15 protein-coding genes are annotated in these 22,133 nt (G+C 72.5%); 7 read left to right on the top strand and 8 right to left on the bottom strand.

Annotation, left to right across the window (positions count from 1 at the left end; genetic code table 11):
• The first annotated feature begins 55 nt into the window (after positions 1 to 55).
• On the top strand, positions 56 to 997 hold the full coding sequence (locus ACGFNI_RS15145) for an aldo/keto reductase (protein ID WP_393683939.1): 942 nt from the start codon (positions 56 to 58) through the stop codon (positions 995 to 997).
• A gap of 100 nt (positions 998 to 1,097) precedes the next feature.
• On the opposite strand, the gene ACGFNI_RS15140 is transcribed toward ACGFNI_RS15145, so the two are convergent.
• Entirely contained in the window at positions 1,098 to 1,400 is a 303-nt protein-coding gene (locus ACGFNI_RS15140) for a hypothetical protein (protein ID WP_393683937.1), read from the bottom strand.
• 98 nt (positions 1,401 to 1,498) lie between these two features.
• Between ACGFNI_RS15140 and ACGFNI_RS15135 the strand changes: the two genes are divergently transcribed.
• Positions 1,499 to 2,446: a YDG/SRA domain-containing protein gene (locus ACGFNI_RS15135; RefSeq protein WP_393683935.1), complete on the top strand. Its 948-nt coding sequence runs from the start codon at positions 1,499 to 1,501 to the stop codon at positions 2,444 to 2,446.
• Positions 2,447 to 2,674: 228 nt separating this feature from the next.
• Here the strand turns inward: ACGFNI_RS15135 and ACGFNI_RS15130 are convergent, their stop codons facing one another.
• On the bottom strand, positions 2,675 to 3,901 hold the full coding sequence (locus tag ACGFNI_RS15130) for a PrsW family intramembrane metalloprotease (protein WP_393683933.1): 1,227 nt from the start codon (positions 3,899 to 3,901) through the stop codon (positions 2,675 to 2,677).
• A 228-nt stretch (positions 3,902 to 4,129) separates the two neighbouring features.
• Positions 4,130 to 5,056 carry a tRNA (guanosine(46)-N7)-methyltransferase TrmB gene (trmB, locus tag ACGFNI_RS15125; RefSeq protein ID WP_393683931.1) on the bottom strand — a complete coding sequence of 309 codons (927 nt, stop codon included), beginning with the start codon at positions 5,054 to 5,056 and terminating at the stop codon, positions 4,130 to 4,132.
• Positions 5,057 to 5,689: 633 nt separating this feature from the next.
• On the opposite strand from trmB, the gene ACGFNI_RS15120 reads away from it, so the two are divergent.
• Positions 5,690 to 6,955 carry a PQQ-binding-like beta-propeller repeat protein gene (locus ACGFNI_RS15120; RefSeq protein WP_393683929.1) on the top strand — a complete coding sequence of 422 codons (1,266 nt, stop codon included), beginning with the start codon at positions 5,690 to 5,692 and terminating at the stop codon, positions 6,953 to 6,955.
• 124 nt (positions 6,956 to 7,079) lie between these two features.
• Here the strand turns inward: ACGFNI_RS15120 and lhgO are convergent, their stop codons facing one another.
• Positions 7,080 to 8,288: an L-2-hydroxyglutarate oxidase gene (lhgO, locus tag ACGFNI_RS15115; protein WP_393683927.1), complete on the bottom strand. Its 1,209-nt coding sequence runs from the start codon at positions 8,286 to 8,288 to the stop codon at positions 7,080 to 7,082.
• Positions 8,289 to 8,496: 208 nt separating this feature from the next.
• Complete coding sequence (locus ACGFNI_RS15110; protein WP_393683925.1) at positions 8,497 to 9,945, bottom strand: MFS transporter; 1,449 nt, start codon at positions 9,943 to 9,945, stop codon at positions 8,497 to 8,499.
• A 665-nt stretch (positions 9,946 to 10,610) separates the two neighbouring features.
• On the opposite strand from ACGFNI_RS15110, the gene ACGFNI_RS15105 reads away from it, so the two are divergent.
• Positions 10,611 to 12,716 carry an asparagine synthase-related protein gene (locus tag ACGFNI_RS15105; RefSeq protein WP_393683923.1) on the top strand — a complete coding sequence of 702 codons (2,106 nt, stop codon included), beginning with the start codon at positions 10,611 to 10,613 and terminating at the stop codon, positions 12,714 to 12,716.
• Between the two features lie 38 nt (positions 12,717 to 12,754).
• Here ACGFNI_RS15105 and ACGFNI_RS15100 read toward each other — a convergent pair whose 3' ends face one another.
• Complete coding sequence (locus ACGFNI_RS15100; protein WP_393683921.1) at positions 12,755 to 14,716, bottom strand: sigma-70 family RNA polymerase sigma factor; 1,962 nt, start codon at positions 14,714 to 14,716, stop codon at positions 12,755 to 12,757.
• A gap of 186 nt (positions 14,717 to 14,902) precedes the next feature.
• The gene (locus ACGFNI_RS15095; RefSeq protein ID WP_393684627.1) at positions 14,903 to 15,685 is read right to left on the bottom strand and encodes a TetR/AcrR family transcriptional regulator; all 783 of its coding nucleotides are present in this window, start codon (positions 15,683 to 15,685) and stop codon (positions 14,903 to 14,905) included.
• A gap of 708 nt (positions 15,686 to 16,393) precedes the next feature.
• Here ACGFNI_RS15095 and ACGFNI_RS15090 point away from each other — a divergent pair.
• Positions 16,394 to 17,719, top strand: coding sequence for an NAD(P)/FAD-dependent oxidoreductase (locus tag ACGFNI_RS15090; protein ID WP_393684625.1), 1,326 nt, complete (start codon positions 16,394 to 16,396; stop codon positions 17,717 to 17,719).
• A 313-nt stretch (positions 17,720 to 18,032) separates the two neighbouring features.
• The gene (locus tag ACGFNI_RS15085; protein WP_393683919.1) at positions 18,033 to 19,817 is read left to right on the top strand and encodes a SpoIIE family protein phosphatase; all 1,785 of its coding nucleotides are present in this window, start codon (positions 18,033 to 18,035) and stop codon (positions 19,815 to 19,817) included.
• A 31-nt stretch (positions 19,818 to 19,848) separates the two neighbouring features.
• Here ACGFNI_RS15085 and ACGFNI_RS15080 read toward each other — a convergent pair whose 3' ends face one another.
• On the bottom strand, positions 19,849 to 21,153 hold the full coding sequence (locus ACGFNI_RS15080; RefSeq protein WP_393684623.1) for an MFS transporter: 1,305 nt from the start codon (positions 21,151 to 21,153) through the stop codon (positions 19,849 to 19,851).
• Positions 21,154 to 21,355: 202 nt separating this feature from the next.
• Between ACGFNI_RS15080 and ACGFNI_RS15075 the strand changes: the two genes are divergently transcribed.
• On the top strand, positions 21,356 to 21,916 hold the full coding sequence (locus tag ACGFNI_RS15075; RefSeq protein ID WP_393683917.1) for a MarR family winged helix-turn-helix transcriptional regulator: 561 nt from the start codon (positions 21,356 to 21,358) through the stop codon (positions 21,914 to 21,916).
• Positions 21,917 to 22,133 lie beyond the last annotated feature (217 nt).

Genomic DNA, 22,133 nt, shown 5'->3' with positions numbered 1-22,133 from the left:
CCGGAGGCCGGGCGGGGCCGGAATATTCCCTTCCCGCCCGACGCTGCAATCACGCATGACCGTTTCACGCAAGAACCTCGGCTCGCTGTCCGTCTCCCCGCTCTCCCTCGGTGGCAACGTCTTCGGCTGGACGGCCGACGAAGCCGAGTCGTTCGCCGTGCTCGACGCGTACGTGGCGGGCGGCGGCAACTTCATCGACACCGCCGACGCCTACTCGTTCTGGGTCGAGGGCAACAAGGGCGGCGAGTCCGAGACGGTGATCGGCAACTGGCTGGCCGCCCGCGGCAACCGCGCCGACGTCGTCATCGCCACCAAGGTCGGCGCCCAGCCGGGACTCAAGGGCCTGTCCACCGCGACGATCAAGAAGGCCGTCGACGGATCCCTGAGCCGCCTGCGCACGGACTACATCGACCTCTACTACACGCACTACGACGACGAGTCGGTCGAGGTCGCGGAGTTCCTCACCGCACTCGACGACCTCGTCAAGGCCGGCAAGGTCCGCGAGATCGCCGCGTCCAACATCTCGGCGCCGCGTCTGGAGGAGTCCCTGGCCTGCTCCGACCGCGAGGGCCTGGCCCGCTACGTCGCCCTCCAGCCGCACTACAACCTGGTCTCGCGCGACACCTACGAGGGCGAACTGGCCGACGTCGCCGCCCGCCACGGCCTCGCCGCCGTCCCGTACTACGCCCTCGCCTCCGGCTTCCTGACGGGCAAGTACCGTCCCGGCACGGACATCGACAGCGCCCGCTCGGCCAAGGCCGCCCAGTACCTGGCCACCGACCGCGGCCCCCGCGTCCTCCAGGCCCTCGACACCGTCGCAGCCGCCCACGACGCCGAGATCGCCACCGTCGCCCTCGCCTGGCTGGCCGCCCGCCCCACGGTCGCCGCCCCCATCGCCAGCGCCCGCACGGTCGCCCAACTCCCGTCCCTCCTCGCGTCCTTGGACCTGACCCTCACGGACGCCGAACTGACGCTCCTGAACGAGGCGTCGGCCTGACGCGAACCCCCGTACACCGGGGCGGGCACGACAGCCGTACGGGCCGGGGCGCGACTGCCGCCCCGGCCCGTACGGCCGTCCTCGTACGCGCTCCCGCGCCTCACACCCGCCGGTCGGCCACCAGCCACGACACAAGCGCCATCCCGCCCGCCACCGTGAACACCGAAGGCCACGCCCCGACCTTCTTCGCGAGCGGATGCGACCCGGCAAACGCCGCCACATACGCCCCACCCAGCACAGCCGCAGCCTTCCCCCCAGCCTTCTCCTGCCACCCCTTGACCGCCACCGCACCGGCGGCAGCCAGCACTGCCCCACCCAGGGGCCGCTTTTTTGTCCAGCGGGCTACGGCGTAGCCGCCTACGAGGCCACTCGCCGCCACAACTGCCGTTGGCACACCAGCCACCGCTACAACCTCCTCATGAGGGACAACGTCTCTGAGCCTACGCTCGGCAGTTCCAACCCGAGTGACATAGCGATCAAGTTGTGGGCAGAATTCCCCGCATGGCGAAGGCAAAATCAAAGAACCCTGTGAAGTTCGGTCCCCCTGAGGGGGTCGTTGAAGGGCAGCATTTCGAGAGCCACATGGAGCTGCACGCGTACGGCGTGCACCGACAAAAAGGGCGGGGAATCTCCGGTACTGCGCGGGAAGGCGTCGACTCCATCGTGCTCTCCGGTGGCTATATCGACGACGTCTACGGTGACGACGAGATCATCTACACCGGCGAGGGCGGACGCGACCGGAAGACGCAGTGCATGGTGGCCGACCAGACCATGGATACGCCTGGAAACGCCGGGTTGTTGCTGAATCAAGCCCTCGGAAATCGAGTCCGTGTCATTCGAGGGTTGGACATCAAGCGACAGAAGGCCACAGGCGGCTATCGGTACTGTGGCCTGTACCGGGTGGCCGAGAGCTGGAAGACCGTTGGCAAGGAAGGCTTCCGCATCTGCCAGTTCCGACTCGTCAAGGTCGGGCCCGATGAAACGGTCAAGCCGCAACCCGTATCGCCGGACGGTGACACGAAAACCGACCTGGAAGAGCAGTTTCGTCGGACCGTCGCTTACGAGCGCCTGCTGCGCGACTCTGCGGTGGTGCGGAACGTTAAGGAGTGGTACCGCGACACCTGCCAAATGTGCGATGTGCGGCTGGTGGTGTCCCCCGATGACAAGGCAATCAGCGAGGCTGCGCATATCCAGGCGTTGGGGAAACCTCACAACGGTCCGGACACGATAGAGAATGTGCTGTGTCTCTGCCCCAACTGCCACGCGCTGTTTGACCGAGGGGCTCTCCAGTTGACCGATGACTTCGATGTGATCGATGGTCTGACGCAGAAGTTCAAGTACGCGTTGACGCGGGTCAAGGAGCACCAGATACAGGTGAGGTACCTACGCCAGCATCGGAGCCGGTGGGCGGAACGTCCCTCTCAGCCCGAGCTCCCAGAGCAGCCGTGAGCGCCAGCCGCCCCTACGGTTGATAGCGCTCTAGGTTGGAGCCTCGCTGGGCACACGGGCGGTACAGGCAGAATTGTTGGCCGTGCCTCGTGTGTGGGTGAGCAGAGCACTGAGCGTGGGCGGCACGACGACATGACGACGGCCCCCGATTGGGGGCCGCTCGTTTTGGTCAAGGTCACCGTTGCCAGGTCGCTGATATACATGACGGCCCCACCCGGTGGTCGAGCGTCACTCTCTAGAGCCAGGGGAGCCGGAAGCGTCTGGCCCGGCGCCGCGGTGTAGGCCAAGAAGGCGCCGATCTGGCAGTTCCCGGCCTTCCACACCCCCCACCTCCCACGCATGCAGCAACGCCGGTTCCGCCACTGGTTTGTGGTGCCACAGCTCCCGGAGGAGGGCGGTCTCGCGTTCGGTGAAGTGGGGGGTGGGGCCCATGAGATGAGCCCGGCGGCGGTGGAAGGAGAGGGTGGTGGCGAGGGTGGTGTAGGTGGTGACGGCTTGGGCGGCGGTGGGGCCGTGGGTGTGGCGGGCCAGGTCGCGGGCGAGGGTTCGGGTTTTGAGGGAGGAGAGGGCGGCGGGTTCGGTGGGGGTGAGCCAGCCGGTGGCGGTGTACGGGGCGAGATAGCTGTGCAGGGACAGCAGTTCCTGGCGGCGGGCCCAGAGGGCGAACCAGGTGACGGTGAGCAGGACGGGGACGAAGAAGAGGCCGTAGACGGTGAGGAAGCCGAGGTCGCCGAGGGAGGAGGCGGCGTTCCAGACGGCGTGCAGGAGGACGGCGGTCAGCAGGCCGAAGAGGACGAGGGCGACGCGGGACGCGCGGCGGTGCGGGTAGCGGGTGGCGGCGGCGCCGAAGCCCAGGCCCGTGAGGATGGTGAAGAGGGGGTGGGCGAAGGGGGAGACGACGATGCGGAGGAAGAAGGTGCCGGCGGTGAGGGAGTTGAGGCCGGTGTGGCCCATCGAGAGGTCCTGGCCGAAGGCGCTGCCCAGGTAGAGGACGTTCTCGGTGAAGGCGAAGCCGGTGGCGGTGATGCCGGCGATGACGATGCCGTCCGTGATGCCGTCGAAATCGCGTCGGCGGAAGCGGTAGAGGAGCAGGACGGCGGCAGCCTTGGCGGTTTCCTCGACGACCGGCGCTATGACGTTCGCGCCCCACGCCTGGGTGGAGGAGGGGGAGGCGTGGGTGAAGGTGGTGTCCAGCCAGTCGGTGGCGAAGCCGTTGGCGAGGAGCGCGACGAGGGTGGCCGCGCAGGCGCCCCAGGCGAAGGCGAAGGCGAGGTTGCGCCACGGCTCCGGTGCGATGCGGCCCAGCCGGCGGAACGCGGCGATCAGCAGCGGTACGGGGAAGGCGGACAGGCCCAGGCCGACGAAGAAGCCCTCGGTTCCGGTCTGCCGGCCGATGATCACCAGGATGAGCACGCCGGACCCCGCGAGCAGCAGAATCAGCGCGGCCGTGCGCACGGCCTTGTTGTGCCAGGGCGCACGCCTTCGGGGAGCGCCCGCGTACGCGGAGGCGTACGGGCGGGGCTCGGGCGCCTCCGCCGGTTGGGGCGGAAGCGACGGCGGCGGGGGTGGGTGCACCCGTCGACAGTAACGAGGGGCGCGGGTGCCGGGCCGGGGCGCCCGCCCCCCCCTCTACCGGTCGCCTCTTCTACCGGTCGCCCCCTCTGCCGGTCGCCCGCCCCGCCCCTACACAGGTCGGCGGCGGAAGAGCAGGTCGTGGACGGTGTGGCCCTTGTCCAGGCCCTGGCCTTCGAACTTGGTGAGCGGGCGGAAGTCCGGCCGGGGTGCGTACCCGGAGTGGAGGTTCTGGAGCGTCGGCTCGGCGGAGAGCACCTCGAGCATCTGCTCGGCGTACGGCTCCCAGTCGGTCGCGCAGTGGACGAGGGCGCCGGGGGCGAGCCGGGTGGTGACCAGGGAGAGGAAGTCCGGCTGGATCAGCCGGCGCTTGTGGTGGCGCTTCTTCGGCCAGGGGTCGGGGAAGAAGACGCGCAGGCCGGCCAGGGACGCGGGGGCGAGCATCTCGCGCAGCAGGATGATCGCGTCGCCGTTCGCCACGCGGATGTTGGTCAGGCCGTTGCGCTCCGCGAGGGCGAGGAGGTTGCCCTGGCCCGGGGTGTGGACGTCGCAGGCGAGGATGCCGGTGTCCGGGTCGGCGGCTGCCATCTGCGCCGTGGCCTCGCCCATGCCGAAGCCGACCTCCAGGACGACCGGCAGGCCGTCGAAGAACGCGTCGAGGTCGATGCGGGAGAGCCCGTCGATGTCCAGGCCCCACTTCGCCCACATGCGGCGCAGCGCGTCGGCCTGGCTGGGCGAGACGCGGCTGCGGCGGGGCTGGAAGGAGCGGATCCGCCGCTCGTGATGGGAGCCCGCGGGGTCGGCCGCCGGCCCGGTCCCGTCGGGGAACATCGGCTGGGTGCGGCGGGCGGGGCCGGAGAGGTCCGTATCGGAGAGGTCCGTATCGGAGGGGACTGTTCCGGAGGGGCCGGTGGCCACGGGGGCCGGGTTCCCCGGGGACGTACCGGGAGAGGCGCCGGGTTCCGGGGCGTCAGGGCTGACGGGCCCTGCGGCGTCGGTCGCGGGGGCGGATTCGGGGGTGGCGGGGTTCTCGGACACAGTGCGGAGATTCTACGGGGACGGCGCCGGCCGGACATCGCCTCCGGTGCCGCGGGCGGGACGGAACGGCCGTTGGCGCTCTGCGCAGTCGGATGCATACGATGCGTCGCTGATACGCAGGCAAAACAACCAGGGGGTCGGTTCATCGTGCCGCAGGACGGTCAGGGCAGCACCGGGAATCCACAGGAGTCGCAGGGGGTGCCGCCCGCGCCTGTGCCGCCGGCCGTCCCGCAGCCGGGTCAGCCGGGCCCGGTCGCCCCGGCGGCGTCGTATCCGGGAGGGCCGGGGGGCCACGGGCAGGGCGTGCCGCCGCAGCCGGGCCCGGCCGGTGCCGTCCCGCCCGCCGGGCCTCCTGTGAGTCAACCCCCGGCCGGGCAGGGCCAGTTCGGCCCGGCGCCGGTGCCGCCGCCGTCACAGCCGCAGGGCACCCCCTACCCGTACGCAGGTCCCGGTCAGCCCGGTCAGCCCGGTCAGCCGCCGCAGGGGTACGCGTATCCGCCCGCGCCGCCCGGCGGGCCGCAGCCGGGTCCGGGGTACGCGCCGCACGGGATACCGGGGCAGGTCCCGCCCCCTGGTGGCCCGATGCCGCCGTTCCCGGGAGCGCCGGGGCGTCCGCCCCGTAGTGGGGTGCCGGTGCCCGCCATCATCGGCATCGTGCTGGTCGTGCTGATCGCCTTCGGGGTGGGCGGGTACTTCTTCCTGGCGGGCGGTTCCGGTGATGCAGGCGAGGAGAAGCCGCCGCTGGCCATGGCCCGGAAATGGAACGTCGACCTGCAGTCGACCACCAGTCGTCCCGACGAGGACAACGGCATGCGGGCGATGTGGCTGAACGATGACGAGGTCATCTTCGGCGGCCACGACGGTGTGCGCGCCTACAACCGTCAGACCGGCAAGCAGCAGTGGGAGCTCGAAACCCCCAAGGGTGCCGGCGGCGTGTGCGCCCTGCCCGCGGAACCGAGCAGCGAGGGTGTGGGCGCCGCGGTCTTCGACGCGGGCGGCGGTGACTGCTCGTATCTGTCCGTCTTCGACTCGAACACCGGGCGCACGCTCTGGGTGAAGAACCTCAAGGGCCGCGCCAAGGAGACGCACCCGCACGTCGGCATCAGCCGTGAGTACGTCGCCGTGGCGATCGGGGACACCTACGCCGGCTTCAGCGTCACGGGCGGCGTCGGCAAGTGGCAGCTGAAGCGGCGCGGTCACCACTGCATGGTGTCGGTCGGGCTGAGCGCCGAGTACATGGCGCGGGTCAGCGACTGCTCGGACGGGAAGCCGCAGCGGCAGCTGGACATCCAGCACCTGGACCTCGACAGCATCTCCGCGAATCTCCACGGGGAGAAGCTGGACCTGGAACGCATCGTGTCGGACGAGCCGCTGACGCTGCTCATGACGAGCGACGACAGCGAGCCGACCCGCGTCCTCCAGACCTATACGACGACCGGTGACCCCAAGCCGGACAAGCGGATCGAGCTGACCGGCGATCTGAAGGAGCTGGACTTCGTGCCCCGCACCACCATGGTCGACGGGGACGCCCAGGTGCTGGTGACGACCTACGGCAACAGCTCGGGAACCGCTGCCGTCGACCTGAAGAGCGGCAAGCTGCTCTGGAAGCGGAGCGGGGCCGCGGCCACCGCGCTGGACGGTGAGAACGCCATCGTGGTCGGGTCCTCCAAGGGAACGGCCACCCAACTCGGCACGCAGGACCCCCAGTTGCTCTCCCTGGGGTTGCGGGACGGCAAGGAGAAGGTCTTGGGCACGCTCTACGACCCGAAGCACGACCTTCCCTCCGCGACGCAGATGTCGGTCCGCTGGAACGACAACGAGCACACGCTCTACATCGAGGGCAATCACCCGTCGGGTGACGCGCCGTTCATCCGGGCGTTCCAGGTGCCGGGCACCTGACGTACCCGCGGCCGGCCCGCCCATGGCGTCTTGGGGGCCGGGAGGTACGGGCGCGGGGGGCCGTGTGCGGTGAGTGGGCGGTGCGAGGCGGTATGCCTCGTGCCGCCCCTTGCCGTGTCGGCCCCTATGCCAGGATCCCCACCACCCGCCGCGCGATCTCCCGCCCGATCGGCAAGGAGGCCGTGGCCGCCGGTGACGGGGCGTTGAGGACGTGGACGATGCCGGGGGTCTCGGCGAAGAGGAAGTCGTCGACGAGGGTGCCGTCGGGGAGGACGGCCTGGGCGCGGACGCCGGCCGGGGCGGGCCTGAGGTCGTCGTCGGAGACCGCGGGCAGCAGGCGGCGCACGGCGTCGGCGAAGGCGTGGCGGGACAGCGAGCGGTGGAGTTCGCCCGCGCCGTGGCGCCAGTGGCGGCGGGCTATCTGCCAGGAGCCGCGGTAGGCGAGGGTGCCGGCCAGCTCGGCGGTGCGGACGGTGTGCCAGGCGTAGCCCTCGCGGGCGAGGGCGGGCACGGCGTTCGGGCCGATGTGGACGGCGCCGTCGATACCACGGGTGAGGTGGACGCCGAGGAACGGGAAGGCCGGGTCGGGGACGGGGTAGACCAGGCCGCGGACCAGCGGGGCGCGCTCCGGGGCGAGGGTGTGGTACTCGCCGCGGAACGGGATGATCCGCATGCCCGGGTCGTCGCCCGCGAGCCGCGCGACGCGATCGCTGTGCAGCCCGGCGCAGTTGACCAGGGCGCGGGCGCGGTAGACCGCCCCGGACGCGGTGCCGACCGCGACCCGGCCGGGGCGGCGGGCGATCCGGGTGACCTCCGCGCCGTAGGCGATGCGGGTACCGGTGTCCTTGGCGAGAGCGGCGAAGCGGCGGGCGACGGCGCCGAAGTCGCAGATGCCGGTCGTGCCGACATGGATGGCGGCCAGGCCGCGCACCTCGGGTTCGTACGCGGCTATCTGGGCCGGGCCCAGCTCGCGCACCGGCAGGCCGTGCTCCCGGCCGCGCTGGATCAGGCCGTGCAGCCGGGGCAGCTCGCTGCGGTCCGTGGCGACGATCAGCTTGCCCGTGAGCTCGTGCGGCACGTCCTGTTCGGCGCAGAACTTGGCCATCTCCGCCGAGCCCTGGAGGGCGAAGCGGGCCTTGAGGGAGCCGGGAGGGTAGTAGATGCCGCTGTGGATCACGCCGCTGTTGCGCCCGGTCTGATGGCGGGCGGGCCCCGCCTCCTTCTCCAGGACCACCACGCGGGCGTCCGGAACGGCGCGGGTGATCGCCCGGGCCGTGGAGAGCCCGACGATGCCGGCACCGATCACCAGTACATCGCAGTCGTACGCCGCCACTGCACCTCCCCAACCCCGGGATTGCGGAACCGCCCCTGACCGCGGGCCCGCACCTCATCACCGAACGACATACCCCATCATGACGCGCGGTACTGACAACGCGGCGAGGGCAGCGGAAGAGGGGAGACGCACGGAGCAGGCGGAGTGTGACGGTGTGCTCCCTTTGTCCGCCCCGCGTCCCAGGTCTCCGCCGTGCCCGTCCCCCGCCCTACGCCGGCGCCGCCAGCAGGGGCCGGGCGCGCTCGCGCAGCTCCACCACCCGGGGCTCGTCGCCGTAGGGCTCCAGGCGGTGCAGGAGGTCGCGGACGTACTCGGTGGTGCGGGCCGACGAGATGCGGCCGGCGACCTCGACCGCGCGGGTGCCCGCCGCGCACGCGGCGTCGAGGTTCCCCGACTCCAGTTCCGCCACCGCGGAGACCACCAGGCGCAGACCGTGCGAGCGGACGAACTCCTCGGTGGGCCGGGACAGCGCCTGCTCGGTGAAGCGGCGCACCTGACGGGGCAGCCGCAGATCGCGGTAGCACTCGGCGGCGTCGGCTGCGAACCGCTCGTAGGAGTAGAAGTCCAGCCAGGACGGGTCGGGGTCGCCGCCACGGGAGCGCTCCAGCCAGCCCTCGGCGGCCTTCAGGGCCACCTCGCAGGCGCGTGCCTCGCCGGCCTTCGCCTGGGCGCGGGCCTCCACCAGGCGGAAGAAGCTCATCGTGCGGGCGGTGGCGAGCCCGCGGTTGCGTTCCAGGGCGGCCTGCGCGAGGTCGACACCCTCGTCGGCGAAGCCGCGGTAGGTGGCCTGGAGGGACATCGAGGCGAGGACGTAGCCGCCCAGCGGGACGTCGGCGGCGGCGCGGGCGAGCCGCAGCGCCTGGATGTAGTACCGCTGCGCCGCCTCCTGTTGGCCGGTGTCGAAGGCCATCCACCCGGCGAGCCGGGTGAGTTCGGAGGTCGCCCCGAAGAGCGCGCGGCCCACTTCGTCGCTGTAGGAGGCCAGAAGCAGGGGCGCCGCGTCCACCCGGAGGCACTCCGGGACCATGGACGAACGCCAGTCGCCGCCCCCGTACTTGGAGTCCCAGCGGCGCGCGTCCTCCGCCGCCTCGCGGAGCTTGCTGACGTCGCTGTGGCCGACGTGCTGCGGTATGCCCCCGTCCGCCCCGCCGGACACATCCTTGTCGCGCGCCTCGGACGCCTCGCGCGCCACCGAGCTGTCGGCCGGGGATATCAGCCAGCGCGACGCGGGTGTGGCGTACGCGCTGACGGCGAAGGATCCGGCCAGGCTCTGCCAGATCCCACCGCCGCCGGCCCGCCGTCCGGCCAGATCCAGGCGGTAGAGATCCGTCGCCGAACGCACCGCTGCTCCCACATCGCGGGGAAATGTCAGCCCGACCTCGGGCGCCGGATCCGCGTCGCCCAGGCCGATTTCGTGCAGCGGCACCGGGCGGCCGAGCTTGCTGCCGATCGCCGAAGCGATCAGATGCGGCGCGGCGCCCTGGGGCACCATGCCCTTCGAGACCCATCGCGCCACCGACGTCTTGTCGTAACGAAGCGTCAGGCCGCGCTGCGCGCCGAGGTCGTTGACCCGGCGCGCCAGTCCGGCATTGCTGATACCCGCGAGGGCGAGAACGGTGCCGAGCTTTTCGTTCGGCCCGCGTATATCCCTGGACATGCGCACCCCTCGACACAGCGACGGCCGCCCCGGTACCCCGGGGCATGCGTCCACCCAGAGTAGTTCGCCGGATCCCGACCGTTAAGGGTCGGTGTCCTGGATGGCGAGATTCATGTTCAAACAGGGGTACGGGAATTGGCATGTGCTCCGGGTACGTGTTGCCGTGCGCCCACACGTGCGCGCTGCCTGCCCTGTGACGCGAGGGCTTCCATGGGTGTTGCGTGGGTCGGCCCGCTGCACTTGATCCAGTGGGCTGGGGGATACCACCACCTCATTCCCCGCAGGTGGTGGTCCGGTCCGGGAGGCGCAGCCCGCTTCCCGGACCGTCGCACGAGGCCGGCCGCCACCGGCGGCACACCGGGCCGCGCCACGGTTACGCGTCGCCAACTGGAGTGTGACGAACGGACTTTGGCTGAATAGTGGTGGGTGAAAATTTTACGCCGCGCACCCCTGAAGCCACGCTCCTGCCGCTCCGGTACGCCCCTGACGAGAGGCGCGGCGCGCCGGAGCCGCCGTGCCGCAGCGGCGCGAACCGCCCGCACACGGGCCCTCTCCCACGCCTCCCGCGCGCCGCTGTCATGGCAGCATGGACCGCACAACGGCTGGTAATCCGCGGTTCGGGGTGGTGGCGCGCCCTCCGCCGGACGGGGAAGCGTGGAGGCGCGATGCGCTGGTTGGTGGGGTGGAGCAGTGCCGCCACGGGGCCGGCCCCCACCGGGGAGAGCCGCGCGGTCATCCCCGTAGGCGCCCAACTCCTGTGGGGCGGACCGGATCCGCTGTGGGCGGTCGGTGACTGGCGGCCCGACGAGGTACGCGTCGTCCAGGCCGACCCCGAGACCCGGCTCGCCGTCTTCGGCATCTGCGGCGCCACCAACGACCAGTTGCGGGTGGGCCTGTTCGCGGCCCGCGGCGGCGCGCTGCGGCACCTCACCGCCTGGCCAGGCAGCTACACCGCCGTCGCACAGGTGGGACGGCGGATCACGATCACGGGCGATCTGGCCGGCGCCCGCCCCGTCTTCCACACCCCCTGGGACGGCGGCACCGCCTACGCCACCGCCGCCCTGCCGCTCGCCGACCTCGTCGAGGCCGGCCTCGACGTCGGCCACCTCGCCGCCCTGCTGGCCTGCCCCGACACCCCCGAAGCGATCGGCTCCGGCACCCCGTACGAGGGCGTGCGCCGCGTCCCGCCAGGCCACGCCCTGGTCCTGCGCGGCGGCGCCCGCGAGATCGCCTCCTACGAGCCGACGGCGTCGCTGGCCGTGGCCGCGCCCCAACTCGCCCCCGAACAAGCCGTGGACGGCGTACGCGAGGCGCTGGTCGAGGCGGTGCGCGCCCGGCTCGCGAGCCCCCGGCACGCGCCCGACCCGGACGGGCTCGACGGTCTGGACCCCGGCCCCGTACCGGGCATGGGCCCCGCCGAACGCCGGGCCGCGCGCGGCGGCCCGGCCCCGGGAGTCGGCGCCGACCTCTCCGGAGGCAGCGCCTCCGGAACCCTCGCCCTCCTGGCCGCCGGCCTCCCGGGAGCGCCCGGATCGCTGGGCGGCCACGGCGAGCGCCTGCTGGCCGTCACCTTCAACGACCTTGCCACGAACGGCGACCGGGCCCACCACGAAGCCGAACTGGAACGCGCCCGCAGCATCGCCGCCAACCCCCGCCTGCACCACGTCGTCGTCGCCGCGGGCGAGGAGGCGCTGCCCTACGCCGACCTCGGCACCGGCCCCCTCACCGACGAGCCAGGCCCCTCCCTCACCCTCGCGGGACGCCACCGCAGGCGCCTGCTGGCCGGCAGCGCCGACCACTTCGTCGGCCACGGCGCCCGCCAGGTCCTGGACGCCCACCCCGCCCGCCTCGCCGACCTCCTCCTGGACCGCCGCCGGCGCCACCTGCTGCGCCCGGCCACCGCGCTCGCCCGCGCGGACGGTCCTTCCGCACAGTCCGTCCTGGTCCCCTTCACCGTCTACCGCGCCGCCCGCAGGCTGGCCCGTACGCCCTACGGAGCCGGGGTCGCCGACACCGCGCGCCGCCTCATGGAGCGGCAGTTCGCCGACGAACCCGTGGCGGACGGCGCGGTCGACGCGTCACTTGCCGCTCTCTTCTGGTGCCGCCCCGGGCCGGCCGCGCGCTGGCTCACCGGCGAGGCGCTCGCCGAAGTATCGGTTCGCCTCGGGGACGCGGCCACCCGCTCCCCCGGAAGCAGCCGCCCCGGGGGGCACCGGGCCCGCGCCGCGCTGGCCCGCCAGGCCGCCGACCACCGCGTTTTCGAACAGGCCGCGGAGGTCCGCAACCAGCGGCTGCACGCCCCCTTCCTCGACAACCAGGTCGTGCTCGCCTGCCGCGCCCTGCCCGACACCCTGCGGGTACAGCCAGGCGCGCGCGCCGCCGTGCTGCGCTCGGTGCTCTCCGGCGCCGGCGTACGCGATCTGCCGGCCGGCTGGGGCGCCACCTCGCAGCCCACCCACACCGCCGCGGTACGCGCCGGACTGCGCGGCGCCGTCGGCACCCTCGTCCAGCTCTTCGACACCCCGCTGCTCGCCGACGCCGGTCTCGTGGAGGCACGGGTCGTACGCAAGGCCCTGCGCGCGGCGGCCGATGGCGCGCCGCTGCCGCTCGACGGCCTCGCGGAGCTGGTCTCCACCGAGCTGTGGCTGCGCCGCCTGCTGTCCCGGCGCGGCACCTGCTGGACGGGCGCGGCGGCGCCACGGCAGCGCGCGGTGGCCGGCGGCGTCGGGCCGCGGCCGGGCGCCGAGCAGCCGGTACTGCGCCGCCCTTAGGGGCATGTCCGCGGCCCGCAGGCCCGTTGCCGCCCGCCTCAGCGGCAGCTGATCTGCGACTGCGCCCAGTCCCCGAACGCCAGGGCGTCCACCGGTGTCTCCGGCTCCACGATCAGCCGCAGCGTCCTGCGGCCCGCCAACGGGACGTGCACCGGCACCGCGTGCTCCCCGCCGCGCACCACGTCCGACCGCCACAGCCGCTGCCCGTCCGCCTCCACGGAGAAGCGCAGCGCCCCGAGCCCCAGGCCGATGTCGTCGACGCCGACGCTCGCGTCGTACGCCGTGCAGCTGCGGTTGAGGTCTATGACCACCGATGACCTGCCGTGCACGGTCACGCCGTGCGGGTAGGTACGGCCGTCGATGCTCGGATCGTCCCGCTGCCACACCCAACTGCTCTCCAGGGTGCGGACCTCCGGCTTCGTGCCGTCGCCCGTCAGGTCCTGGTCGAGAGTGTTCAGGAGGTACGGCGTCGGGGCTGGCGGGGTCGGAGTCGGTGTCGGGGCCGGCGCGGGCGGCTCGGGGGTGCGCGTCGGCGTGGGCTTCGGCTCCGGCGGGCTCGGCTTCGGTGTGGGCGTGGGTGTGGGTGTCGGCGTGGGCTTCGGCTCCGGCGGCGGGGCCGGACGCGGGGCGGGCGGCTTCGGCACCGGCTTCGGCGGCGGTGGCTTCGGCGCGGGCTTCTGCGGCGCGGCGGTGGCCGTCCGCTCCGGCTCGGCCTGCGGCTTCGGCGCCGGCTGCGGGGAGCCGGACAGCGCCATCGCGAGCGCCGCCCCGGCGACCGCCACCACGCCGACCCCTATCCCGACCTTGAGCGGCGCGCCGATCGCCTCGCCCGCCGCGGCGCCACCTGCACCGCCCGCCGCACCGGAACCCGAACCGGCGGCAGCCGCCGCGGCACCCGCACCGGCAGCGCCCGCGGCCCCCGCGACGCCGGCCACCGCAGCCGCCGTCTTGACCGCGTACCCGGCGGCGAACCAGCCGATGACGGCGACGGGCAGCACCGCACCGATCCGCTGGTTGACGTCCGCGACCTCGACCGCGGCCATCCGGCACCTGGCACAGCCGTCCAGATGCTTGCGCAGCCCCCGCTCGGCCCGCATCCGCAGCCCGCCACGGGCGTACGCGCCCAACCGGTCGGCATAGCGCGCGCAGTCACCGCCCTCGGTCAGCGACTGGCTGACGTGCGCCTGGAGGTACGCCTGCTTGAGACCCTCGCGGGCCCGATGGGCCAGCACCGCCGTCGCGTTGGCGGTCAGCCCGAGCAGCGGGGCGACGTCGCTCGGCGACTCGTCCTCGATCGTGGTGTGCCACAGCACCGTCTGATAGCGCTCCGGCAGACTGCGGAACGCCCGTACGGCCATCGACCGCTCGGCTTCGTGCATGGCCCGCACGTCGGCGCCGAGATCGAGGGTGTCGTCCATCGACGAACCGGCGGCGGAGACCGCGAACACCGCGAAGTCCTCGACCAGTTGCTCACGCCGCGCGGTCTTCCCCCAGGCCGCGGCGACCCGGCGGACCGTCGTCAGCAGATACGCCCGCACCGCCGTCTCAGGGCCTGCACCGCCGCGCACCGCCTGCAGCGTGCGGGCGAACACCTCGCCGGTCAGATCGTCCGCCGTGTGCGCGTCCCGGCAGCAACTGCGCGCATAGCGGCGCACCGCGTCGGCGTGCCTGCGGTACATCTCCTCGTACGCGCTGTCGTCCCCGGCCCGCATCGCGGCGAGCAACTCGGTGTCGGACGGCGGGAGGCCGGCGGACCCGGGACCGGACGTGGTGCCGTCGGCCGTCGGGCCGGCGTCGTCGGATCCGTCGCGCTGCGACGGCACCCCGGACTCGAAGCGCTCGGCGCGGTCGTGCCGCTCCGCGGGCTCGCCGACCGGGGGAGTCGCCCCCAGCGGCCCGGTCTGCCCGGGGACCTGCGCAGCCGCCCGGCCGCCCGAGCCGCCCGCGTCCATGGCGGAAGGCTCGCCGCCGCGCCGCTCGTCCCGCCCGTCAAGAGTCATCGCCGAGGCCCCCGAACACGCCATCACACCGGAACACCGCGCAAGCGTGCCACACGGAGCGACCGCCATCGGACGCCCCGTCCGCCAACCACCCGTCCGGGGCGGCCTCCCGTACGGGAGCCCCCGCGTTCACCCGTCCGGGGCAGTGCCCGCGGGGCCGGGCCGAAGGGACCTGCGTGCCGGGCCTCAGCCGGCGGGGCGCGAGCGCAGCCCCTCCAGCAATATCTCCAACAGGCGCGCGGACGCGGCCTGCTGATGCCCGGGATCGGGCAGCGCGGGCGCGCCCGTGGCGATCACCAGGAGTACGTCGCCGACGGTCACGTCGGGCCGCAGCGCCCCCGCCGACCTGGCGCGCTCCACGAGCCGCCCGACGACATCCAGCAGCGCGGGCACGCCACCGGGCTCGTCGGGCCGCCCGCCCGCGGGCTGCGGTCCGCCGTCCACGACCGTCCCTGCCGCATCGGCGTGCACCTCTCCGCCGGCGCGGGCGGCCACCTCGTCGGTGTCCGGCGCGGGGCGCTGCTGCGGCACCCGGGCGCCGGCCGCGGCACCCTCAGGTGCCTGCTCGCCCGGGTGGCCTGTGCTGGCGCCCACCCGCAGCACGCTCGGCGGCAGCAGCCGCCCGGCGCCCGACGCGACCGACGTCCGCAGAAAGCGGGAGAGCGCCGACCAGGGGTCTTCCTCCTGGCCGAGTGCCGTACGCGCCTGCTCGGTCAGCCGGGAGGTCTCCTCCTCGGCTATCCGCCTGACCAGGACGTCCTTGCTCGGGAAGCGGCGGTAGACCGTCCCGACGCCGACGCGGGCCCGGCGGGCCACGTCCTCCATGGGCGCGCCGTAGCCCAGTTCGCCGAAGACCTCACGGGCGGCGCGCAGTACGTGTTCCAGATTGCGCTGGGCGTCCACCCGCAGCGGTGCGTTCCGCCCGGCGGCGGCCGAGGTCCGGCCCGTACCGTCGTCGCCCGCCCCCATGCCGCCGACCGGCACGGTGTGGTCGCTGTCGTGTTCGTGATGTCTGCCGACACCGCCGCCGACGCCGTGCGCCGTAGCCACGCCGACTGTTCCTTGCGAGCCCTGACTATGCATGAATGATCCCCCGGTCATGACGTCTCCCCCCGGAGACTCCCCGCCCTGACAGTAGGGGCGTACCGACGAAAAGGTGCACCCCAACGAGGTACGAACATAGTTGAGCCCAGGTCAAGAATGAAGGGCCAGTTCCGGGCACACCGCCCCCCGTTCGGCCTACGGAAGCGATCCATCCCCTTTCCGGGCCGCCCCGCGGGCCGCCATCCGCCACCTGACCTGCGCCGCTGCCCCGGCATCCGCGGAACCTTCCCCTCCGGCCCGGCGCCCGTTGCCGGTCATACATTTCGACGAGGCTGTGGACAAAGCCCGGCCGGCAGTGCGTCATGGAACAGTGCTGTGCTTTCCCGGGGCACAGCGCCCGAGGTGCCGCGCCGCCGGTCACCCCGGATCGGTGCCGCCCCGGGACCTGTCGACATCGCGAGGAGAACCTCTGTGAAGGCTGAATCTTCGACGGATTCGACGGAACCGAAGGAACCGAAGGAATCGACGGATTCAGACGGTTCGACGGATCCCAAGGACGCCAAGGACGCCAAGGACGCCAAGGACCCGGAACACGTGGCGCGGATCCTCATCGTCGGCGGCGGCTACGTGGGCATGTACACCGCGCTGCGGCTGCAACGGAAACTGAAGCGGGAACTGCGCCAGGGCACGGTCCGCATCACCGTCGTCGACCCCGAGCCGTACATGACCTACCAGCCGTTCCTCCCGGAAGCCGCGGCCGGCTCGATCTCCCCCCGCCATGTCGTCGTGCCGCTGCGCCGCGTACTGCCTCAGTGCCAGGTCGTCATCGGCGAGGTCACCGCCATCGACCACGGGGAACGCACCGCCACGATCCGGACGCTGGCCGCCGAGGAAGCCGGCACCGCGGACGCCCTCGTCGCCTACGACGAACTGATCCTCGCCCCCGGCTCGATCTCCCGTACCCTCCCGGTCCCCGGCCTCGCCGACCACGGCATCGGCTTCAAAACCGTCGAAGAGGCCATCGGCCTGCGCAACCACGTCCTGGAACAGCTGGACATCGCCTCCTCCACCCGCGACCCGGCCGTCCGCGACGCCGCCCTCACCTTCGTCTTCGTCGGCGGCGGCTACGCGGGCGTCGAGGCACTGGCCGAATTGGAGGACATGGCCGGCTACGCGCTCCGCTACTACCACAACGTCACACCCGATGACATGAAGTGGATCCTGGTCGAGGCCACCGGCAAGATCCTGCCCGAAGTGGGCCCGGACATGGGCCGCTACGCCGTCCGTGAGCTGCGCGCCCGCAACATCGACGTACGCCTCGACACCCGCCTCGACTCCTGCGAGGACCGGGTCGCCGTGCTGAGCGACGGCTCCCGCTTCCCCACCCGCACCCTGGTGTGGACGGCAGGCGTGAAACCGCACCCCATCCTCGCCGCCACCGGACTGCCCCTGAACGGCCACGGCCGCCTCGCGTGCACGGCCGCCCTCCAGGTGGACGGCGTCCCGCACGCCTGGGCGGCAGGCGACGCCGCGGCCGTCCCCGACCTGACGGCCGAGGCCCCCGCCACACCGGACGCACCGCCCGCCCTGTGCGCCCCCAACGCCCAGCACGCCGTACGGCAGTCCAAGGTCCTCGCCGAGAACGTCGCGGCTGCGGTGCGCGGCGGCCCGATCGTGGACTACGCGCACAAGTACGCCGGATCGGTGGCCTCGCTCGGCCTCCACAAGGGCGTCGCCCATGTCTACGGCCGCAAGCTGAAGGGCTACCCGGCGTGGTTCATGCACCGCGCCTACCACCTCAGCCGGGTGCCGACCTTCAACCGCAAGGCGAAGGTGCTCGCCGAATGGACCCTCGCCGGCCTCTTCAAACGGGAGATCGTCTCGCTCGGCTCGCTGGAGAACCCGCGCGCCGAATTCGCCCTCGCCGCGGACACCGGACGGCACAACGAAGCCAGCTGACCCGCCGTCCGGCCCGAAGCCTTGGCGGCCCCGCGGGACACCGGGCGGAACCGGCGGAACGGAGCGCGGAACTCCGTCCCGGCCCCCGGACGTCTGACGGATGCCGAGCGCGTCGGCCACACTGGACGTGTGACCATGGGTGGGCTCGTACTTGCGAAGAGTGACAATCACGAGGAATCCGGACGTTTGCTGCATTCCACCAGAGGGCGCCACGCGAGGCCCCAGCCGACCGTCCACCGGTCCCGGTCCGGCCGGCGCCCCCAAGCCGACGGCCCGATCCCGCGCGACGACGCGAAGTAAGAGGTACCCCTCCGTGATCTTCACGCGCTGGAGCGCCAAACTCCCCGGCACACAGCGGCGCGCCGCCGCCCGTTCCGGCCGCGCCGCACCCCGCCCGGCATCCGCAGCCCCGGGGACCACCCCGCCGCCCGCCGACGGCGCCGCCGCGCCACGCGCACCGGGCTCCGTACCCGCCGCCCGCGCCGAGGACGGCACCCGCCCCGCACCGGACACGCAGGTCCCGTCCGCCGACACCCCGCCGCCCACCGTCGACGCGCTCTCCGTCCACGACATCCTCGGCACCATCCCCGCCCTGGTCGCCGTCGTCTACGGCCCCGAACACCGCATCGCCTACGTCAACAGCGCCTACGCCACCGTCTTCGGCCCCCGCCCGGCCGGCCGCACCGCCCGCGAGGCACTGCCCGAACTGGACGCGCTCGGCCTGCTGCCCCTGATGGACCAGGTCCTGCGCAGCAGGAAGCCCCGCACGGTCAAGTCCCGCAAAGTGCGCGGCGGTTCGGGATCCGACTGCTCACGGGACGGCTACTACACCTTCACCTGCACCCCCATCGAGGTCGCGGCCAGCGGCCCGGCCCCCGACCCCGAGGTCGCCTGCGTCGCCCCGCACAAGGGCGTACTCGTCTTCGGCGCCGAGGTCACCGACCAGGTCGAATCCGCCGAACGCCTGCGCGCGAGCGAAGCCAGCCAGCGCGCCGCCGCCGTCACCCTCCAGCGCTCCCTGCTGCCCCAGGAACTGGAGCAGCCCGACGACCTCCGCGTCGCCGCCACCTACCAGCCGGGCGGCACGGATGCCGCGGTCGGCGGTGACTGGTACGACGTCATCACCCTCGGCGCCGGCCGCACCGCCCTGGTCATCGGCGACGTCATGGGCCGCGGCGTCCGCGCCGCCGCCGTCATGGGCCAGCTGCGCACCGCCGTCCGCGCCTACGCCCGCCTCGACCTGCCGCCCCACGAAGTCCTGCAACTCCTCGACGGACTCGCCGCCGAGATCGACGCCAACCAGATCGCCACCTGCGTCTACGCCGTCCACGACCCGAACGAGGGCCGCCTGGTCTATGCCTCGGCCGGCCACCTGCCGATCCTGGTCCGCGACGCCGACGGCGTCGTCCACCGCGCGGGCGAGCCCACCGGGCCACCCCTGGGCACCGGCGGCTGGCAGCACACATCGGACTCCGTCCAGCTCGGCGCGGGATCCAGCGCCGTCCTCTATACCGACGGCCTCGTCGAACGCCGCGACAAGGACATCGACCACGGCGTCGAAGCGCTGGAAGCGGCCTTCGCCGGCGCCGACGGCGCACCCGACATCGTCTGCGACCGCCTGCTGCGCTCCCTGGGCATCACCGCCGAACACGACGACGACGTCGCCATCCTCGTCGTCCAGCACCCGGAGCGGACCGGACACGACGCCGAGCTGTTCCACAACGCCGTACTCGAACTCCACGGCGGCACCGAAGCCGCCCCGCGCGCCCGCGCCTTCGCCTCCGGCGTCCTCGCCTCCTGGCGCTTCTCCCCCGAACTCCACGACCTCGGCGTGCTCGCCGCCAGCGAACTCGTCGCCAACTCACTCCAGCACGGCACGCCCCCGATGCGGCTCCGCCTGCGCCGCACCGACCGCCGCCTGATCGTCGAGGTCACCGACGGCGACGACCACCTCCCGCGGCGCCGCAGCGCCGAACCCGTCGACGAAGCGGGCCGCGGCATCTCCATCGTCGCGACCATCGCCTCGTCCTGGGGCTCCCGCCGGACACCGGGCGGCGGCAAGGCCGTCTGGTGCGAATTCGCCCTTCCGAAGACCTGACCCGCGCACCGGCCGCCCGGCGGGGCCGCCGTCAGGCCACGGCCACGGCGGCTTCCGCCTCGGCATCCGCCGCCGTCGGGGACACCGGCCCGGCAGCCGCCGCACGGTGCGGGTTGTCCTGCGCCGGGGTCAGCATCCGCCCCAGCCGCAACGACAGCACCGTGATCCCCAGCGCGCACAGCACCAGCATCCCGATGTACGCCACGGACATCCCGTGGCCCACCATCAGCGCACCCACGGCCGGACCGACCGCCAGCGCCAACTGCTTGACCAGCGCGAACGCCGAGTTGTACTGCCCGATCAGGGAAGCCGGAGCGAGATCGGCCACCAGCGGCGCCACCGTCGGCGACAGCAGCGACTCGCCGATGCCGAACAGCGCGTACGTCGAGATCAGCAGCGTCGTCGCCACCGCCTGCGCGCCGTGCACCAGACCCGAGAGCCCGGCCGCGATCCACGCCACGGTCCAGATCACGCCGACCACCGCCATGACCCGGCTGCGCCGCCGCCGCTCCACCAGCTTGAGCACCACGAACTGCGCCGCCACGATCGCCGCCGTGTTGGCCGCGAGCGCGATGCCCAGCGTGGCCGGAGCGATCCGGGTGACCTCGGTGGCGTACGCCGCGAGCCCCGACTCGAACTGCCCGTAGCAGGCGAAGAACAGCACGAACCCCAGCACGCACAGCCACACCATCCGCCGGTCGGCGAACAACGCGCGCCACGCCCCCCGCGGACGCTCCCCGGTCGGCACCTCGTCCTCGACCTTCGGCGCACCCGGCAGCCGTACGGTCGCGATCGCCGCACCGAGCACCAGGAACATCGCCGCCTCGATGGCGAACAGCCGCACAAAGCTCGACGCGTGCGCCTCGTCGACCATCAGACCGCCGACCAGACCGCCGATGCCGAGCCCCAGGTTGTTCAGGAAGAACTGGGTGGCGAACGCCCGCGACCTGGTGACCGTCGTGGAACACCACACGATCATCGTCGCCAGCGCCGGCTGGATCACCGCGATACCGGCACCGAGCGCCACGGCGGACACGATGACCTGCGCCTCGCTGCTGGACAGCCCGAGCCCCAGCGCACCGACGGCGGCCGAGACCGTACCGACCACCGCCACCGGGAGGGGACCGCGCCGGTCGATGGCCCGCCCGGTCAACGGCAGCACCACCAGCGCCGAAACGGCCAGCATCGCCAGCACCACACCGGCCGTACTCGCGCCGAGATCCCGCACCTTCGCCACATAGACGTACAGATACGGAACCGTGAAGCCGTTGCCGAACGCGCTCAGCGCGTTCCCCAGCTGGATCCGGCGCAGCGCAGCGCCCATCGCGGTGGTCACACTCACCTACCTAGGTCATGTCGAAAGACGATCAAGAAGAAGAACAGACAAGAAGCGGCGGCCGGCCGCGCGGACGCACAGACCCCCCGTCTCCAGGGGACCGGACGGTCGTACCCTGAAGACTTCAACTCTAAAGTTCGAAGCTAAACAGTACATGGAGAAGGACTTCGACGCCAATGAGTTCCATGCCATACTGCGCCGCATGCCTGAGACCTCAGAAGCGTCCGGCGCCGCCGCCGAGCCCAGCCTCGAGGAACAGATCGCGGCCTATCAGCGCGAGTTCCAAGACCTCGACCCCCAGGTCGAACAGGTCGTCTCCGCACTTCAGCGGCTCAACCGGCGGATGAACGTCGCCTACGGACGCCAGACGGCCACGCTCGGCATGAGCAACGCCGAATGGGAAGTCCTCAAGGCCCTCGTCGTCTCCGGCGCCCCGTACCAGCTGGGCCCCGGCGAACTCGCCAAGCGCCTCGGCCTCACACCGGCCGCGATGACGCACCGCATCGACCGGATGGCGAGCGAAGGTCTGGTCAACCGCGAGCGCGACGAGACGAACCGCGTCCGGGTGATCGTCGAGCTGACGCACGAGGGCCGCGAGAAGTGGCTGGAGGCCATGCGGATGGCATCGGTCTTCGAGGAGGACCTCCTCCAGGACCTCTCCGGCGACGAACGCCGGCTCCTCGGCCAGGTACTGACCCGCCTGCTCCGCCGCGTGGAAGACGCCCAGCCGGACGCCGACGGGCGCCTCACCGACCTCGACTGACGCGGGTTGACACGCCCCAGGCCGATACGTAGTGTTCTCCGAGTTGCCACACAGCCGGAACGGTTCTGTAGCAGCCATCCGCCGCTTCGCGGCACACCACTACTGCACGACTCCTCACCGGGAACAATTTCGGCATGCCGAAATTCGGACCGCGGCTCGATTATGAGTCACCGAGGAATTCCGCTAAAGTAGTGACCACGCCGAAAGGCGCAGCAAG

Origin of the sequence: Streptomyces sp. NPDC048644 (assembly GCF_043199105.1) — a bacterium.
Lineage (GTDB): Bacteria > Actinomycetota > Actinomycetes > Streptomycetales > Streptomycetaceae > Streptomyces.
Note: the sequence above shows the minus strand (reverse complement) of the source record. Positions and strands in the feature narration are given on the sequence as shown.